This is a genomic window from Roseomonas sp. HF4, from assembly GCF_005222755.1.
Lineage (GTDB): Bacteria > Pseudomonadota > Alphaproteobacteria > Acetobacterales > Acetobacteraceae > Neoroseomonas.
In genome coordinates this window covers 52,031-68,523 of sequence record NZ_STGD01000019.1, presented here as the reverse complement: position 1 = coordinate 68,523, position 16,493 = coordinate 52,031, and the positions used below count along the sequence as shown (strand labels likewise).

Below are 16,493 nucleotides of genomic sequence, written 5' to 3'. Positions count from 1 at the left end.
CGCTCAGGGACGGAGCAGGATGCGCTCGTAGGCGCGCTCCATGCGGCGGGCGAAGGCGTCGGTGTCGCCGATGCTGCGCAGCCAGGCCTCGCCGCCCGCCAGCGCACCGCGTGCCGCGGCCAGCCGCGCGGGTTCGACCAGCGCCACGGCCCGGGCCACGTAGTCCTCGAGCGTCGTGGCGATGCCTTCGGTCAGGCCGACCGCCGTCAGCAGGCTGGCCGCCATGCGGGACGCGAATGACCGCCCGGCCAGCGTGACGATCGGCAAACCCATGCGCAGCGCGTCCGAGGCGACGGTGCCGGCATTGTAGGGATACGTGTCGAGGAACACGTCCGCCAAACCCAGCCGCGCCATGTAGTGCGCCGGGTCGCAGCGGCTCGCGAAGTGCAGCCGGTCCGCTGCGATGCCGGCCTCCGCGGCGTGACGGCGGAGATTGGCGATGCCGGTCGCGTTGTCCTCGGTCAGCCACAGCGCGGCGTGCGGGACGCGGCGCAGGATCTCCATCCAGGCACCGAAGACCGGCGGCGTGATCTTGTAGAAATTGTTGAAGCAGCAGAGCAGCAGCGCATCGCCGGGCACCCCTTCGGTGGCGCGCGTCAGGGCGGGCAGGACCGGAGCGCGCCCGTCATTCGCCTGGTACAGGCCATCGAGCGGCAACGGCCGCGGGGCATAGTGCTGCGCGTGCTCCGGCGGCACCGTCACGGCGTCGCAGATCATCCAGTCGAGCTCGGGCAGCGGCACCGGGCCGACATAGCCGAGATAGGTCGCCTGCACCGGCGCTGGCTTCCAGCGCAGCGCGCCGAGCCGCACGCCCTGCGTCAGGCCGTTGAGGTCCACCAGGATGTCGATCTCGTCGGCACGGATACGGCGCGCGGCCTCCTCCTCCCCCAGCGCGCCGATCGGGACGTGGTGGTCCAGCGCGCCGAGGATGCGGCGGCGCAGGTCGCTGCCGTCGTCCCGCGTCGAGCAGTAGCCGAACACCTCGAAGCGGCTGCGGTCATGGCGTTCCAGCAGCTCCACGATCAGGAAGCCCATGGCGTGGCGGCAGAAATCCGAGGACAGGTAGCCGATGCGGATGCGGTCATGCGCATAGCCCCGCGCCGGCGCCAGGCGCTCGGGCGCGGCGGGCACCTTGCGCGCGATCCAGGCCTCCCCGATGCGGCGCTGGAGCGCCGGGTCGTCGGTCAGCGCCAGCGCACCGAGCGGGCCGCCGCGCAGCAGCAGCCCTTCGGCGTCGAGGCCGGGCAGGCCACCCCCCTGCAGCGGCCAGATGCAGCCCTTCTGGCGCAGATGCGACCAGTGCTGCACGACATCGGGCTGGTCGGCCCGCAGCAGCAGGCTCGCATGGAGCGCGCGCTCGGCCTCCTCGTACCGCTTCAGGGATTCCAGCACGCGGCCGCGGTGATTGAGCAGCGCGATGCGTGCCTCATCCGGCTGCAGCGCCCCCTGCCAAAGCGCCAGGGCTTCCTCCGCCCGCCCGTCCAGTTCCAGCGCCACGCCGAGATTGACCGCGGCCTGGTAGAGGTCGGGCTTCAGCGCCAGCGCCTGCCGATAGGCGACGATGGCAGCGGGGCGTACGCCTGACTGCATCATCAACACGCCGAGGTTGAACCAGGCGGCGAAGCGCTGCGGGGAGGCCGGGTTGGCCGCCAGCCAGGCGCGATAGGCGGCGATGCCGGCGGCCGGCGCCGCGCCCTCGATCCGCGGCAGCAGCGCCTCGAGCGGTTCCCCCGCGGTGTCGAGCGGCATGGCCTCAGCCCTCCGCCGCCGGGTGGAAGCGGCCATCCGGCGGCAGCGGCGCAAATTCGTGGCGGCGCGCCATCGCGTCCTGCCAGCGCGCCGCCCAGCGCGGGTCGAAGGAGACCTCGCTGCCCTCATGGTCCATCGCCGCACCGAGGTCGAGCGCGACGTCGAGGTTGACGAGGTCGGGCTGCGGCAGGCGTCCGGCCGCGAAATCGTCCCACATGCCCTGGAACAGCGCCTCCAGGTCGCGCACCAGGCGCGGCGTATCGAACAGCAGCGCGCCAGCGCGCCCGGCCAGCAGCCTTTCGCGGACGGGCGCCAGCGCCGCGCGGTCGCGCCCCAGCGCGATAGCGCGCGTGACATAGTCCTCCGCGGAGGCGCACACGAAGTCCGGGATGCCCGCCGCATGCACCAGGCTCGTGCAGACCCGCGCCGCGAAGCCGCGGCCCGGCACGGTCAGCACCGGCACGCCCATCCAGAGCGCGTCCGAGGCCGTGGTGTGCGCGCCATAAGGCAGCGTGTCGAGGAACAGGTCCGCCAGCGGATAGCGCGCGAGGTGGTCGCGCGCGCCGATGATGGGCGCGAAGACCAGCCGTTCCGGCGCCACGCCGGCAGCGGCGGCCAGGGCGCGCAGCCGTGCCTCGATCTCATCGCAGGATTTCAGCAGCCAGAGCACGCTGCCGGGCACGCCGCGCAGGATCTCCATCCAGCGGGTGAAGACGAAGGGCGTGATCTTCTGCGTGCCGTTGAAGGAACAGAAGACGGTCACGTCCTCCGGCAGGCCGTGCATCGCGCGCGTCTGCGCCTGTCCGTTGCCGGTGGCCCGCGCCCGGTCGTTCGGCTGGTAGCAGGCGAGGCGGAGGACGCGCTCCGAGCAGAACCGCTCGGCGCCGTCCGGCACGATATGCGGGTCGGCAATAATGTAGTGATGCACCGGGCTGCCCATGCTGCCCGGGTAGCCGAGCCAGTTGACGACGACCGGCGCCGGCCTGCGCAGCAGCAGGCGCGTGCGGGCGCCGCGGGTGTGGCCGTTCACGTCGACCAGGATGTCGACGCCGTCGGCCAGCATCAGCGCCTCGGCCGCGTCGTCGTCGAGGGCGGTGATGTCGCGCCAGTGTTCGACGCTGGCGCGGATGCGTGCCTTCGTCCCGTCCTCCTGCGCGATGCCGCAGTAATAGGCGAAGACCTCCAGCCGGCTGCGGTCGTGCAGCGCGAACATCCCGGCCATCAGGGACCCGATGGCGTGGTCGCGCAGGTCGGAGGAGAGGTAGCCCACGCGCAGCCGCCGCCCCGGCACCTCGGCGATGCGGTCGGCGAAATCCACCGCGGTCCGGAAGCGCACGGGCCAGCCGTGGTCTTCCCGTCCATGGGCATGGGCGATGGCCAGTTGCAGCATCGGGTCGTCGGCGTGGCAGGCCAGGCTGAGTGGGGCCATGCGTCGCTTCAGCGCGGCGGCGTCGTGCCCGGCCAGGGGTTGCAGCAGCGGCCAGAGGCATTGCCGCTGGCGCAGGCTGATCCAGTGCTGCACGACGTCGCGCTGCCAGGGCGCGATCTCCGCGAGTTGGCGCAGCACGGCATCGGCCTCGGTCAGGCGGCGGGTGCCTTCCAGCATCTGCGCCATCTGCTTGAGCGCGGCGGATTTCCAGGCGATGGCGTCGCCGGTCAGGGCCCCGAGGCTGCCCGCGACATGCGCCCAATGCGCCATGGCCTGCGCCGTGGCGCCGAGCTTTTCATATGCGGCACCCCGGTTGATGTAGGGCGGCAGGAAATCCGGCCTGCGGGCGATGGCGGCCCCGAAGGCCTCGACCGCGCCGTGCAGGTCGCCCGCATCCGCGAGCAGCACGCCGCGATTGAATTCCGCCGCATGGAGCAGCGGGTCGTCGGGGTGCCGTGCGGTCCAGTCGCGGTAGAGTTCCGCCGCCAGCCCGCCCTCCCCGGCCGCGGCCAGCGCCTGTGCGCTGCCCACGACTTCGGCGATGCCCGTTTTGTGCATCCCATCCGTCCCTTTGTCGTCCGCGGTTGCCCGCTGCCGTCAGGCGAACAGCGCGTTCACCTGGTCGTTCGTCATCACGTTGATCTGCGTGGAGGTGAAGCCCGCCACCTGCGTGTCGGTCAGCGCCGCGATGTCCGTGGTCTCGAGCGCGCCGACCTGCGTCGTGGTCAGCGCCGCGACCTGGGTCGTGGTCAGGCCGGCCATCTGCGTCGTGGTCAGCGCTGCGATCGAGGTGGTGCTCAGCGCCTCCATCTGCGTCGTCGTCAGCGCCCCGACCTGCCCGGTGCCGAGCCCGATCTGCTGCGTCGTGGCAAGCGCCCCGATCGCGGTGGTGCTCAGCGCCGCCACCTGCGCCGAGGTCAGCCCCGCTATCTGCGTCGATGTCAGCGCGCCGACCTGTGTGGTGTCGAGCAGTGCGACATCGGTCGTCTCGAGCCCCGGGATCTGGCCCGCCGTGAGCGCACTGATCTGGGTCGTCGTCAGGACCCCGACCTGGGTCGTGTTGAGCGCGGCGAGCTGCGCCGTGGTGAGTCCCCGCACCTGCGTCGTGCCGAGCCCGCCCAGCTGCGTCGTCGACAGCGCGTCGATCTGCGTCGTGGTCAGCCCCGTGACCTGAGAGGAGGTCAGCGCCGCCAACTGTGTCGTCGTCAGCGCGCCCAACTGCATGGTATCGAGGGCGCCGATCTGCGTCGTACCGAGGGCGCCGATCTGCGTCGTCGTGAGGACCCCGAGGTCGGTCGTCTCCAGCGCCCGCACCTGTGCCGTGCTGAGCGCGGCGATGCTGGTGCGGCTCAGCGCGAGCACCTGCGTGGTGTCGAGCGCGGCGAGGTCGGTCGTTTCGAGCCCCGCGACCTGCGCTGCCGTGAGCCGCGCGACCTGCGTCGTGCTGAGCGCCCCGATCTGCGTCGTGTCGAGGGCGGCGACCTGGGTCGAGGTCAGTCCGTCGAACTGCGTGTTCCCAAGGCCGGTGACCTGCGTCGTGCTGAGCGCACCCACCTGTGTCGTGGTCAACGCGGCGACCTGCGTCGGAGCGAAGGCGCCGAGCTGGGTCGTGCTGAGCGTGCCCACCTGCGTCGTGGTCAACGCGCCCATTTGCGTGGTGCCGAGACCGCGCAGCTGGGTCGTGGTCAGGACCGCCAGGTCGGTGGTCTCGAGAGCCGTGAGCTGCGTCGTCGTCAGCGACCCGAGCTGCGTGCTCGCCAGCGCGGCCGCCTGGGTGGTGGTCAGCCCCGCGATGTCCGTGGTGTCGAGTCCGCGCAGCTGCGCCGTGGTCAGCGCCGCGACCTGGGTGGCCGCGAATTCGCCGAGCTGCGTCGTGGTCAGGGCCTCGACCTGGGTGGAGGACAGGCCTGCGACCTGGTTCGTGGCCAGCGCGCCGATCTGCGTCGTCGTCAGTGTCTCGATCTGGGTGGTGGTCAGCGCGCCGATCTGGCTGACCGCAAGCGCGCGGACCTGCGTCGTGCTGAGCGCGACGAGGTCGGAGGTCTCGAGCGCACCGATCTGGGAGGTGCGCAGCGCCGCCAGCTGCGTGGTGCCAAGCGCCACGACCTGGGTGGTCGAGAGCGCGGCGATGTCGGCCGTCTCGAGCGAGGTGACCTGCGCCACGGTCAGCGCCGCGACCTGCGTCGTGCTCAGCGCCTCGACCTGAGTGGTGGTCAGCGCGGCGATCTGGGAGGTCAGCAGTCCGCGGAGTGCGGTCGTGCCGATCGCGCCGATCTGCGTCGTGGTCAGCGCGGCGATGTCGGAGCTCTGCAGGCCCGTGATCTGGGTCTGCGTCAGGGAGGCGACCTGGGCGGTGGTGAGTTCCGCGACCTGGGTCGTGCTCAGCGCCGCGATCTGGGTCGGCAGCAGGCCTCGCACCTGCGTGGTGGTGAGCGTGACGAGGTCGGTGGTCTCCAGCGCCGCGACCTGCGCGGTGGAAAGCCCGGTCATCTGGGTCAGGCGGAGGCCGGCGACCTGGGTCGTGGTCAGCGCCGCGATGTCCGTCGTGTCGAGGCCGGCCAGCTGCGACGTCGCGAACCCGCCGATCTGGGTGGAGCTCAACGCGGCCAGCTGCGTCGTGGTCAAGGCAGCGACCTGCGTCGACGTCAGGCCGGCGACCTGCGTGGTTGTCAGGCTGTCGACCTGGGTGGTGGTCAGCGCCCCAACCTGGGTGGTCGATAGCGCGCCGATCTGGGACGCACCAAGGCCGCGCAGCTGCGTCGTGGTCAGCCCCGCGAGATCGGTTGTCTCGAGCGCGAGGAGCTGCGTGGTCGTCAGCGCCGCAACCTGCGTCGAGGCGAGCGCGCCCACCTGCGTGGTCGTCAGCGCGGCAATGTCCGAGGTCTGCAACGCCACGACCTGACGGGTGGCGAGACCGGCGATCTGCGTGGTGGTCAGCGCCTCGACCTGCGTGGTGGACAGCGCGGCGATCTGCGAGGTGGTCAGGCCTACCATCTGGGTCGTGGTCAGCGTCGCGAGGTCGGTGGTCTCGAGCGCAGCAATCTGGGCGGTGGAAAGGCCCGTGATCTGGCCGGACCGAAGGCCCGCGACCTGGGTCGTGGTCAGCGCGGCGATGTCCGTCGTGTCGAGGCCGCGCAACTGCGCGGTGCCGAGCGCACCGACCTGCGTCGAGGTCAACGCACCGACCTGGGTCGAGGTCAGCGCCGCGACCTGGGTAGACGTCAGCCCCGCGACCTGGTTGGTCGCGAGCGCAGCCACCTGCGTGGTGGTCAGCGCCTCGACCTGCGTGGTGGACAGCGCGGCGATCTGGCTCGCCAACAGGCCACGGAGCTGCGTTGTGGTCAGCTCCACGAGATCGGTGGTCTCGAGCGCGCGGACCTGGGTCGTGTTGAGCGCCGCGACCTGCGTCGAGGCGAGCGCGCCCACCTGCGTGGTCGTCAGCGCCGCGACGTCGGAGCTCTGCAGCCCGGCAACCTGGGTCTGCGTCAGGGAGGCGACCTGGGTGGTGGTCAGCTCCGCGACCTGCGTCGTGTTCAGCGCCGCGATCTGGGTCGGCAGCAGGCCTCGCACCTGCGTGGTGGTGAGCGTGACGAGGTCGGTGGTCTCCAGCGCCGCGACCTGCGCGGTGGAAAGCCCGGTCATCTGGGTCAGGCGGAGGCCGGCGACCTGGGTCGTGGTCAGCGCCGCGATGTCCGTCGTGTCGAGGCCGGCCAGCTGCGACGTCGCGAAGACGCCGATCTGGATCGAGGTCAACGCACCGACCTGGGTCGTGGTCAGCGCCGCGACCTGGGAGGAGGTCAGGCCGGAGACCTGCGTGGCGGCGAGCCCTTCCACCTGCGTCGTGGTCAGCGCTGCGACCTGCGTCGTCGTCAGCGCCGTGATCTGCGTGGCGCGGAGCCCGCGGATCTGCGTCGTCGTCAGTTCTGCGAGGTCCGTCGTCTCGATCGCACGCAGCTGCGTGGTGGTCAGTGCGGCGACCTGGCCGCTCGTGAGGGCGCCGACCTGCGTGGTCGTCAGCGCCGCGATGTCCGAGATCTGCAGCGCCGCGACCTGGCGGGTCGAGAGGCCGGCGATCTGCGTCGTGGTCAGCGCCTCGACCTGGGTGGTGGAGAGCGCGGCGACCTGCGAGGTGGTCAGGCCCGCGAGCTGCGTGGTGGTCAGGGTCGCAAGGTCGGTGGTCTCCAGCGCCGCGACCTGCGCCGCCGTGAGCCCGCTGATCTGGCCGGAGCGCAGGCCCGCGACCTGGGTCGTGGTCAGTGCTGCGATATCGGTAGTGTCGAGGCCGCGCAGCTGTGCGGTGCCGAGCGCACCGACCTGGGTCGAGGTCAGCGCGGCCACCTGCGTCGTGCTCAGCGCCGCGACCTGGGTGGACGTCAGCCCCGCGACCTGGGTGGCGGCGAGGTTCGCGACCTGTGTCGTGGTCAGCACCTCGATCTGCGTCGTGGACAGGGCGGCGAGCTGCGCGGCGCCGAGGGCGCGGATCTGGGTGGTTGTCAGCTCCGCGAGGTCGGTCGTCTCGAGCGCACGGAGCTGGGTCGTGTTGAGTGCCGCGATCTGCGTCGAGGCGAGCGCGCCCACCTGCGTGGTCGTCAGCGCGGCGACGTCCGAGCTCTGCAGGCCTGTGATCTGGGTCTGCGTCAGGGAGGCGACCTGTGTGGTGGTCAGCCCCGCGACCTGCGTGGTGGTCAGCGCCGCGATCTGGGTCGGCAGCAGGCCGCGCATCTGGGTGGTCGAGAGCGCGACGAGGTCGGTGGTCTCGAGCGCCGCGACCTGCTGCGTGGTCAGCGCCGCGATCTGGGTCGTGCGCAGCACGCCGACCTGCGTGGTGGTCAGCGCCTCGATCTGGGTGGCGGCGAGGCTGCGGATCTCGGTGGTCGTGAGGCTGGCGATGGTGGTGGTGGTCAGGCCCTGGATCTGCGTCGTGTTCAGGGAAGAGAGCAGACTCATGATTCGCTCCGAGCCGGGGTCCTGGCCATGCGCGCCGCAGGCCCGCCCTCCAACGCGAAGGGCTGGCCGCGACGCTGTACCGACCTCCTGTCGGCTCGCCGTCGATCTGCAGGATGCGCGAAGGCACTTGACCGCGGGTTAAGGCCGGCCGCGATTCTCGATCATGGCTCCCGCAGGCTTTCCGCCGCGCCGCGCAGCAGCGGCAGCAGGAAGGTCGAGAGCACGCTGCGCGCCCCGACATGGATCTCGGCGGTCACGGTCATGCCCGGCGTCGGTGCGGCGCCCTCCGGCAGGCCGCGCAGCGCGGCCGGGTCCAGCGTGACCTGGGCGCGATGCATCGCGCCGCCGGCGCCCGGCGCCTCGCCCTCCTCCGCCCCGGGCCGGAGCGACCGGCTGTCCTGCGCGACGGCGCGCAGCCGCCCTTCCAGCGCGCCGTGCCGCTGGAACGGGAAGGCGTCCACCTTCACCACCACGCGGTCCCCGGGCCTTGCATGGCCGATATCGGCCGAGCGCAGCAGCACCTCGGCGATCAGCGGCGCGCCGGCCGGCACCATGGTGACGACCGGCTCCGCCTCCCGCAGAACGGACCCGGCGGATCGCTGCGCGACCTCGAGCACCGTGCCGTCCGCCGGCGCCGCGATGACTGTCAGCTCGGCGAGCCGCGTTGCCTTGGACAGCGCCTCCTCCACCCGCGCGAACTCGCCCCGCACGCGCGCGAGGTCTTCCATCGCCTGGCGCTGCCAGTTGTCGAGGAAGCCCTGTCGCTCGGCCCGCTTCTGCGCCAGCGCATGGCGCAGTTCGCGCAGGCGGCCGCGGTCCTGCTCGCGCTGCTGCTCGGCCGCGAGCCGGCGCGCCCGCGCCTCGAGGAACTGCAGGCGGGATCCGATCTGGCCTTCGAGCAGGCGGGCGCGCAGCGCCTCGACGTCGCGCGCGATCGTCACCTGCTCCGCCAGCGAGGCGTCGGTCTCCTCGAGCGTGCCGATGGCGGCCTCCTGGCCGCGCATCTCCTCCTCCAGCGCGGCGAGGCGGGCATCCAGGAAGGCATGACGCTGCGCCTGCAACCTGGCCTGCAGCGCGCCGTCGGGGTCGGATGCGTCGGGCGGCGCCGCGCCGGCGAGCTCAGCCTCGAGCCGCGCCATCTGCGCGGCGAGCGCGCGGCGCTGCCCGGCCAGCGCCGCGCGGTCGGCCTCGGCGAAGGACGGGTCGAGAACGGCCAGCACCTGGCCGCGGCGCACGACCTCCCCCGGGCGCACGCGGACCTCGCGCAGCACGGCGCGCTCCATCGGCTGCAGCACGATCGGCGGCGCATCGGGTGCGAGCCGGCCGCTGCCGGCCACCACCACGTCCACGCGCGTGAGCGCGGCGGCCAGCAGCAGGGCGGCGAACAGCGCGGCGACCATCCAGTGCAGGCCGCGCAGTAGCGGCGGCGGCGCCTCGGCGACCACGGCCTCCAGCGGGTCCTGGAAGCCGACGGCTTCGGCCGCGATGCGGGCCGGCGGCGGGGCGCGCCGGCGCGTGCGCATCATTCGGCCGCGCATCGCATGTGCTGCGTCTGCTGGTGCCACAGATGACGGTACACCTCGCAGCGGCCGAGCAGCGCCGCATGCGGCGCGAAATCCGCGACGCGCCCCTGTTCCAGCACCAGGATGGAATCCGCCGTCACCAGCGATGACAGGCGGTGCGACACCACGATCATGGTCCGCCCGCGCGCGATGTCGGCCAGGTTGGCCTGGATGATCGCCTCGCTGTCCGGGTCCAGCGCGCTGGTCGCCTCGTCCAGGATCAGCAGCGGCGGTCGTGTCAGCAGCGCGCGCGCGATCGCGATGCGCTGGCGCTGCCCGCCGGAGAGATTCGTACCGCTTTCCTCGACCATGGTGTCGAAGGCACGGGGCAGGCGCTCGATGAACTCGGTGGCGCCGGCCAGGCGCGCCGCCTCCAGAACCTCAGCCAGTGGCGCGTCGGGGCGCGTGGCGGCGATGTTCTCGCGCAGCGTGCCGCGGAACAGCAGGTTCTCCTGCAGCACCACGCCGATGTGGCGGCGCAGGTGGTCGAGCTCGATGGTGCGGATGTCGGCGGCCCCGAAGCGGATCCGGCCGTCCTGCGGCGCATGGATGCCCTGGATGAGGCGCGTCACGGTCGTCTTGCCGGAGCCTGACCGGCCCACCACTCCGATCACCTGGCCTTCCTCGACGGTGAAGGAGACACGGTCGAGCGCCGGCACCGCGGCGCCGGGATAGGCGAACGTCACGCCGTCGAAGCGCAGTGCGCCGGTCACGGGCGGGCGCGCCAGCCGGGCGCCGGCGCGCGCCTCGGGCTGCGCGTTCATCACGGTGCCGAGCATGCGCATCGACAGCGCCGCCTCCTGATACTCGGTGATCAGCGCCACGATCTGCACGAGCGGCCCGGTCACGCGCCCCGACAGCATGGTGAAGGCGACCAGCGCGCCCACCGTCAGCGCGCCGTCGAAGACCAGCGTGGCGCCCAGGCCGAGCACCGCGATCTGCATCAGCCGTTCCAGCACCGAGGTCGCGACGGCGCCGGCCGCCGCGATCCGCCCGACCTCCGCATGCGCCCGCACGGCCTGCGCCACCTGGCCGTCCCAGGCGCGGCTGCGCACCGGCTCCAGCACCAGGGACTTGACCGCGCGCATGTTGTGCAGCGTCTCGACCAGGTGCGCCTGGCGCGCGCCCTCGGCGGCATAGAGCGCGTTGAGCCGCGCCCGGAAGGCCGGCACCATGGCGCCGATCACCGCCGCGATCGCCGCCGAGAAGCCCAGCACCACCAGCGTCAGCACGCCGGAGAACAACGCCAGCAGCAACAGCAGCACCGGCAGCAGCGCCGCATCCAGCAGCACCTGGAACAGCCGGCCCGTCAGGAAGTGCCGGAGCTTTTCCGTCTGTTGCATGTGCCGCACCAGCACGCCCGCGGCATGGGTCTCGAAGAAGGACAGCGGCAGGGAGAGCAGGTGCGCGAAGGTCCGCTGGCCGAGCCGGGCATCCACCTTGTTGGACGCCAGCAGCATCAGCCGCTGCCGCGCATAGAGGAAGAAGCCGTCGAACAGCGCCAGCACGACGAAGACCACCACCACCACCGTCAGCGTCTGCCAGGCGTGGTGCGCGACGACCTTGTCGATCAGCACCTGGAACAGCAGTGGGATGGCGAAGGCGATCAGGTTCGACAGCACCGCCGCGACCGCGACGCCGGCGAAGAAGCGGCGATGGCGCGCGAGCTCGGGCAGGAACCAGCCGAAGCCGAAGGGGCGGTCCGCGCCGCCCGGCGTACGCCGGCGGCAGAGCACCAGCGTGCCCGACCATTCCGCCAGGAAGCGCGCGCGCGGCACCAGCCGCACCCCCGCCGCCTCCTCCGCCGGGTCGAGCACCGCCGCGGCCGGTTCCCCGTCCGGCCCCGGCATGACATGCACCAGGATGACCCAGGACCCGTCGCGCCGCACCGCCAGCGCCGGATAGGCCGTGCCGAGGCGTTCGGCCTTGTCCCACCCGCAGCCCGCCACGGCCTGCGCCTTGAGGCCGAGCCGGCCCATCGCGGCCAGCATGGCGGGCAGCAGGTCGGAACCCTGCGCCGCGGGCAGGTCCTCGGGCGCCACCTGCAGCCCGTGGTGCGTGGCAACGAGGAAGAGGCAGCGGAGCGCTGTGAGGTCTGGCGCCAATATCCTCAGTCCGGCCGGGGTCCGGCGCGACCCTAGCCGGGCAGTCTTGCGCGCCCGTTAAGCGCGCCGCCGGCCCGGTCAGACAGGCAGGGCGCCGCGCATGCGCAGCCAGGGCGCATGCGTGCCGTCACGCCGCCAGGCCACGACCTCGTAGACCTCCGGCTCGCGGCCCGGCACCTCCATGCCCGGCGTGCCGATCGGCATGCCGGGCACCGAGAGGCCCGCGACCCCCGCCGGTCGCTCCGCAAGCAACCGGCGGATGGCGAAGGCGGGCACATGCCCTTCGAGCCCAAGGCCCGCGACCCGCGCCGCGTGGCAGGAGAGCAGGTCCGGCGGCGTGCCGAGCACCTCCCGATAGGGACCGACGGCGCGCACCACGCTGTCGGTCACGGCAAAGCCTTCGGCCCGCAGATGCGCGACCCAGCCGGCGCAGCAGCCGCAGGACGGGTCGCGCCAGACCTCGACCGGGATGCGCTGCTGCGCGAGCGCGGGCGCGGCGAGCGTACCGAGGGCCGTGGCCAGGATCAGGCGGCGGGTGGACATCGTGGGTTCCTCCTCCCGGGCAGTCTTCAGAACAGCGAGTATGCGCCGTCCACCACGAGGCAATCGCCCGAATGGTAGGACGACGCATCGCTCGCCAGATATATGGCGAGGCCTCCGAAATCGGCACCCCCGCCCCAGCGCCGCGCCGGGATGCGCGGCAGCACGTGCGCCGCGAAGCGTTCGTCGGCGACGCTCCGCGCCGTCATCGCCGTCTCGATCCAGCCAGGCAGGATGGCGTTGGCGCGGATGCCGTGCCGGGCGAGTTCCACCGCCAGCGCGCGGATGATCGCCACCATCGCGCCCTTGGTCGCGGCGTAGTGCGTGTTGCGCGCCGCGCCCTCGATCGCGGCGAGCGACGCCGTGCCGACCAGCGTGCCGCCGCCGCCGCGCTCGACCATGTGCCGCGCCGCCGTGCGCAGCGTGAAGAACGCGCCGTCCAGGTTCACCCGCGTCACGCGGTGCCATTCGGCGCTGTCCAGCTCCGTGAACTTCGTCTTGTGCCCGTAGGTGCCGGCATTGGCGAAGCAGGCGTCGACGCGCCCGAGCGCGGCCAGGGTGCCCGCGAAGGCGCGCTCCACCGCCGCCTCGTCGCCGACGTCGCAGGCCTCGGCATGCACCCGCACGCCGGCCTTCGCCAGCGTCGCGACGGCCTCGGCGTTCTTCGCCGCGTTCGTGCCCCAGATCGCGACGTCCGCGCCGGCCGCCGCCAGCGCCTCCGCCATGCCGAGGCCGATTCCGGAATTGCCCCCGGTGACGAGCGCGACCTTCCCGCCGAGGTCGAAGGGCGCATAGGCCATCAGTAGCCGGCCTTCCGGTCCACCAAGTGCGCGACCGGCGCGCCGTCGAGGAAGCGGCGCATGTTCCCGGCCAGCAGGGCGGCGACCACCTCGTCGCGCTGCGGATGCAGCCCGCCGATGTGCGGCAGCACCATGATCCGTTCCTCCGCCCAGAAGGGGTGTTCGGCCGGCAGCGGCTCGGTGCGGAAGACATCGAGGATCGCACCCGCGATGGTGCCGGCGCGGACCGCGGCCACCAGGTCCTCGTCGTGGACCAGCGCGCCGCGGCCGAAATTCAGCAGCCAGGCGGAGGGCTTCATGCGCGCGAGCCGCGCCGCGTCCATCAGGTTCGTGGTCTCGGGCGTCGCAGGTAGCAGGAGAACGACGAAGTCGCTCTCGGCCAGCACCTCCTCCGTGCGTTCGGGTGGCAGGACCTTCGCCGCGTGCGGCACCTCGGCCACGCCGCGCTTCGTGCCGATCACCCGCATCTCGAGCGCCGCGGCCTTGCGCGCGAGTTCCGCCCCGATCGCGCCCAGGCCGAGGATGCCGAGCGTCTTCCCCGCCAGCGTTTCCGAAACCCGCCGTGTCCAGCGCCCGGCCGCGTTGTCGCCCGCGATGGCGGCATAGGGCTTCACGATGTGGAACAGCGCGCCGAGGATGTTCTCCGGCATCTGCACCCGGTGCGTCCCGCGCGCGCAGGACAGCGCAATGCCTTCCCGCAGGTCGGGCCGCGCCAGCCAGTGCTCGACGCCGGCGGTCAGCGCCTGCACGAAGCGCAGCCGCGGCATCTCAGCGAGCATCCCGGCGGGCGGGCCCCAGGACAGCAGGGCCTCGGCCTCGGCCAGCAGCGCGGGGTCGGGCGTCGCGGCGCGCGGGATGGTCTCGACACGCAGGTGGCCGGACAGCCCCGCCTCGGCGATCGCGCGGGCGTAGGGCGCGGCCCCGTCGGTCCACAGCAGCAGCAGCGGCTTCGTCATCGCACCCTCCGTCCGGCCGCGGATGCTGCGGCAGGCGGGGGCGCGCGTCCAGGTCAGGCGGCGGGCGCGCGCAGCTCGGCCGCCACCAGCGCCTGCATCTCGGCCACGCGCAGGATGCGGATGGCGCGCCGGTCGCGCGCTAGCCAGCCTTCGCGCGTCATGTCCGACAATTCGCGCGACACCACTTCCCGCCGCGCCCCGATCCGGGCGGCGAATTCATGATGCGGCGGCGGCGGCGAGACGACGCGTTCCCCCGGCACGCCGCTGCGCGGCCGCGACAGGCGCAGCAGTTCCGCGAAAAGCCGCAGCCGCACCGGCAGCGCCTCCCGTTCCAGCGTGCGTTCCGTCTGCAGGCGGAGCTTGGCCGAGAGCCCGCGCAGCAGCGCGTGGCAGGCCGTGGGCGTCGCGAAGACGAAGTCGAGGAAGGCCTGCGCCGGGATGATGCAGAGCCGCGATCGCGCGATCGCGCTGACATTCGCCGCGCGCGGCGCGCCGTCGATGGCGGAGAGTTCGCCGAAGAACTCGCCCGGCCCGAACTCGTTCAGCAGCACCTCGCGCCCCGAGGCGGCGCGCAGCTGCACCCGCACCGAACCGGCGGCGACGAAGAAGATGTCGGTCGAGGGCTCGTCCTCGTCCACCACCACCTGGCCGGGCTCGACCGTGCGCCAGCGCGCCACGGCCGCGACCCTGGCGAGGATCGCCGGGTCCGCGCCGCGGAAGAAGGCGAGGTCCGTCAGGACGGACGGGCGCTGCGGATCGGTCATGGCCGGCCGCAGCCAGACGAGGTGCGGAAGCGAGGGATCCTGGATCGCACGCATGGAAGACCTCCACGCCGGCGCCGTCGTGGCGGCCCGACGGACGGGGAGGCTGCCGCTTTCGCACGGCCCGCGCGAGTGACGCGCATCACGGGCCGGCCTCCGCCTGCAGCAACGCAATCGCAGCGGCGGCGTCGATCACGCCGTGGCCGGTGCGTCCGTTCCAGCCCGACGTCCCCCCCTGGCGGGTGCTACGGCGCAGCAGGTCGAACAGCGCGGCGGGCGCCAGCGCCTCCCCCGCCGTGCCGCGCGTGCGCAGCGCCGCGACCACGCCGGCCGCAATGGCGGACGCGGCCGAGGTGCCGCCCGCATGCCCGCCCGCGAGGCCGCCCATGGCGAAGTTGCTTGGCGCCGCGAGGTCCGGCTTCTCCCGCGCACCCTCGCAGCCGCAGTCGAACTGGCCCGGGCCCTGCGAGGAATATCCCGCCCAGACCCCGTCGGCGCGCACGGCGCCGACGGTCAGCACCTCGGGCAGCGAATTCGCGCCGAGGATGCTGGCGCCGGGCCCGATCACGTTGTCGGCGCAGCGGCCATCCGGGCCGAACTGGCCGCAATTGCCCGCGCAGAAGATGATGTCCGCAAGCTGCGCGGCCTCCTGCACCGCGCGGAGCGCCTGGTGCTCCGCGCTGCAGGTGCAGTCGCCGGGCTCGGCTTCCCCGCGGCGGTCATAGATGCTCCAGGCGTTCACGAAGACCCAGCGGCCGCCATAAGTGGCGGGATCGTGCGCTCGAAGCAGGGCGATGTCCTCCTTCATGCGCTCGACCGCGCCGTGCGCGTCCGACATGAAGGCCTGCACGTTGCCGAGGATGCGCGCCGGGATCAGCGGGCAGTCCCAGATCGCGGCCCTGGGCGCGAGCGCCAGCACGTTGCGCGCGACCATGGTGCCGTGGTGGTTGTACGGCGCCGCCGCACCGGGCACGGGGCCGCCCCGGCGGGTCCAGCCGCCCATGAAGCGCGTGCCCGCCGGCAGGCGCGCGGCGGCGATGCCCTGGTCGACGATCACGACATTGACGCCCGCCCCGTCCAGGCCCCGCGCGGCGAGCGCGCCGGCGCGGATCAGCCGATGCGCGTCGGCCAGCGCGCCGAAGCCGTTGCCCTCCCCGCGGCCGGGCACCCAGTGCAACGCGCTGCCGATCGCGACGTCGCCCGTATGCGGCGCGCAGCAGCCGAAGATCGGCTCGACCGCGGCGCGGAAGGCGGCCTCGAACGCCGGGCGCGCGAAGCGGATGGCGAGGGCGGCGTCGGAGCTCGGCCGGCGCCCGTCGCGCACCGCCTGTTCCGCGGCAGGGTCGGCGGGCAGGGCGATGTCCCAGTCGGCGAGCGGCAGGTGCGTGACGCGGAGCGGCGCCTCGCCCGTGGCGGGGTCGCGCTCGGGCAGGCCGATCCGGCCGGTGATCAGGCGGGACAGCCCATCGAGGTCGCGCGCCGCGTAGGCCGCGCGCAACTCCGCCTCCTCCGCCCGCAGCCAGGCGGCGTCGCGAAAGAGGAAACTGCGCCTGACCGCCCGCGCCGCCGCGGGGCCTCCCGAGACTGCCACCATCCGCTGGGCCTCCGTTCCGTCGCGGCACATATTCTTGCACTGCCGCGGCA

At 73.0% G+C, this 16,493-nt stretch carries 10 protein-coding genes; all 10 read right to left on the bottom strand.

Going from position 1 to position 16,493, the window contains the following annotated elements:
* Nucleotides 1–3: 3 nt before the first annotated feature.
* Nucleotides 4–1,749, bottom strand: a complete 1,746-nt coding sequence (locus tag E8M80_RS22605; RefSeq protein WP_170979579.1) for an acetylglucosamine transferase — start codon at nucleotides 1,747–1,749, stop codon at nucleotides 4–6.
* A gap of 4 nt (nucleotides 1,750–1,753) precedes the next feature.
* Nucleotides 1,754–3,736 carry an O-linked N-acetylglucosamine transferase gene (locus tag E8M80_RS22600; protein WP_240790172.1) on the bottom strand — a complete coding sequence of 661 codons (1,983 nt, stop codon included), beginning with the start codon at nucleotides 3,734–3,736 and terminating at the stop codon, nucleotides 1,754–1,756.
* Nucleotides 3,737–3,775: 39 nt separating this feature from the next.
* Entirely contained in the window at nucleotides 3,776–8,125 is a 4,350-nt protein-coding gene (locus E8M80_RS26745) for a heme utilization protein (protein ID WP_137127999.1), read from the bottom strand.
* Between the two features lie 161 nt (nucleotides 8,126–8,286).
* A complete protein-coding gene (locus E8M80_RS22590; RefSeq protein ID WP_170979578.1) occupies nucleotides 8,287–9,651 on the bottom strand; it encodes an HlyD family type I secretion periplasmic adaptor subunit in 1,365 nt (454 codons plus the stop codon).
* A complete protein-coding gene (locus E8M80_RS22585; protein ID WP_137127997.1) occupies nucleotides 9,648–11,792 on the bottom strand; it encodes a peptidase domain-containing ABC transporter in 2,145 nt (714 codons plus the stop codon). Before E8M80_RS22585 ends, E8M80_RS22590 begins: the two co-directional genes overlap by 4 nt.
* Before the next feature lie 78 nt (nucleotides 11,793–11,870).
* Nucleotides 11,871–12,335 carry a DUF411 domain-containing protein gene (locus E8M80_RS22580; protein ID WP_137127996.1) on the bottom strand — a complete coding sequence of 155 codons (465 nt, stop codon included), beginning with the start codon at nucleotides 12,333–12,335 and terminating at the stop codon, nucleotides 11,871–11,873.
* A 26-nt stretch (nucleotides 12,336–12,361) separates the two neighbouring features.
* Nucleotides 12,362–13,132 carry an SDR family NAD(P)-dependent oxidoreductase gene (locus E8M80_RS22575; protein WP_137127995.1) on the bottom strand — a complete coding sequence of 257 codons (771 nt, stop codon included), beginning with the start codon at nucleotides 13,130–13,132 and terminating at the stop codon, nucleotides 12,362–12,364.
* The gene (locus E8M80_RS22570) at nucleotides 13,132–14,088 is read right to left on the bottom strand and encodes a D-2-hydroxyacid dehydrogenase (RefSeq protein ID WP_137127994.1); all 957 of its coding nucleotides are present in this window, start codon (nucleotides 14,086–14,088) and stop codon (nucleotides 13,132–13,134) included. The genes E8M80_RS22575 and E8M80_RS22570 overlap by 1 nt, the downstream gene beginning before the upstream one ends.
* Nucleotides 14,089–14,141: 53 nt before the next feature.
* Nucleotides 14,142–14,906 carry a Crp/Fnr family transcriptional regulator gene (locus E8M80_RS22565; RefSeq protein ID WP_137127993.1) on the bottom strand — a complete coding sequence of 255 codons (765 nt, stop codon included), beginning with the start codon at nucleotides 14,904–14,906 and terminating at the stop codon, nucleotides 14,142–14,144.
* An 85-nt stretch (nucleotides 14,907–14,991) separates the two neighbouring features.
* Nucleotides 14,992–16,443: a S8/S53 family peptidase gene (locus tag E8M80_RS22560; protein WP_137127992.1), complete on the bottom strand. Its 1,452-nt coding sequence runs from the start codon at nucleotides 16,441–16,443 to the stop codon at nucleotides 14,992–14,994.
* Nucleotides 16,444–16,493: the final 50 nt, after the last annotated feature.

What these genes read in the sequence shown, in the direction of transcription:
- E8M80_RS22605 (WP_170979579.1), bottom strand. Translation starts at nt 1,749, where the DNA reads ATGCCGCTCGACACCGCGGGGGAACCGCTCGAGGCGCTGCTGCCGCGG.
- E8M80_RS22600 (WP_240790172.1), bottom strand. Translation starts at nt 3,736, where the DNA reads ATGCACAAAACGGGCATCGCCGAAGTCGTGGGCAGCGCACAGGCGCTG.
- E8M80_RS26745 (WP_137127999.1), bottom strand. Translation starts at nt 8,125, where the DNA reads ATGAGTCTGCTCTCTTCCCTGAACACGACGCAGATCCAGGGCCTGACC.
- E8M80_RS22590 (WP_170979578.1), bottom strand. Translation starts at nt 9,651, where the DNA reads ATGATGCGCACGCGCCGGCGCGCCCCGCCGCCGGCCCGCATCGCGGCC.
- E8M80_RS22580 (WP_137127996.1), bottom strand. Translation starts at nt 12,335, where the DNA reads ATGTCCACCCGCCGCCTGATCCTGGCCACGGCCCTCGGTACGCTCGCC.
- E8M80_RS22575 (WP_137127995.1), bottom strand. Translation starts at nt 13,132, where the DNA reads ATGGCCTATGCGCCCTTCGACCTCGGCGGGAAGGTCGCGCTCGTCACC.
- E8M80_RS22570 (WP_137127994.1), bottom strand. Translation starts at nt 14,088, where the DNA reads ATGACGAAGCCGCTGCTGCTGCTGTGGACCGACGGGGCCGCGCCCTAC.
- E8M80_RS22565 (WP_137127993.1), bottom strand. Translation starts at nt 14,906, where the DNA reads ATGCGTGCGATCCAGGATCCCTCGCTTCCGCACCTCGTCTGGCTGCGG.
- E8M80_RS22560 (WP_137127992.1), bottom strand. Translation starts at nt 16,443, where the DNA reads ATGGTGGCAGTCTCGGGAGGCCCCGCGGCGGCGCGGGCGGTCAGGCGC.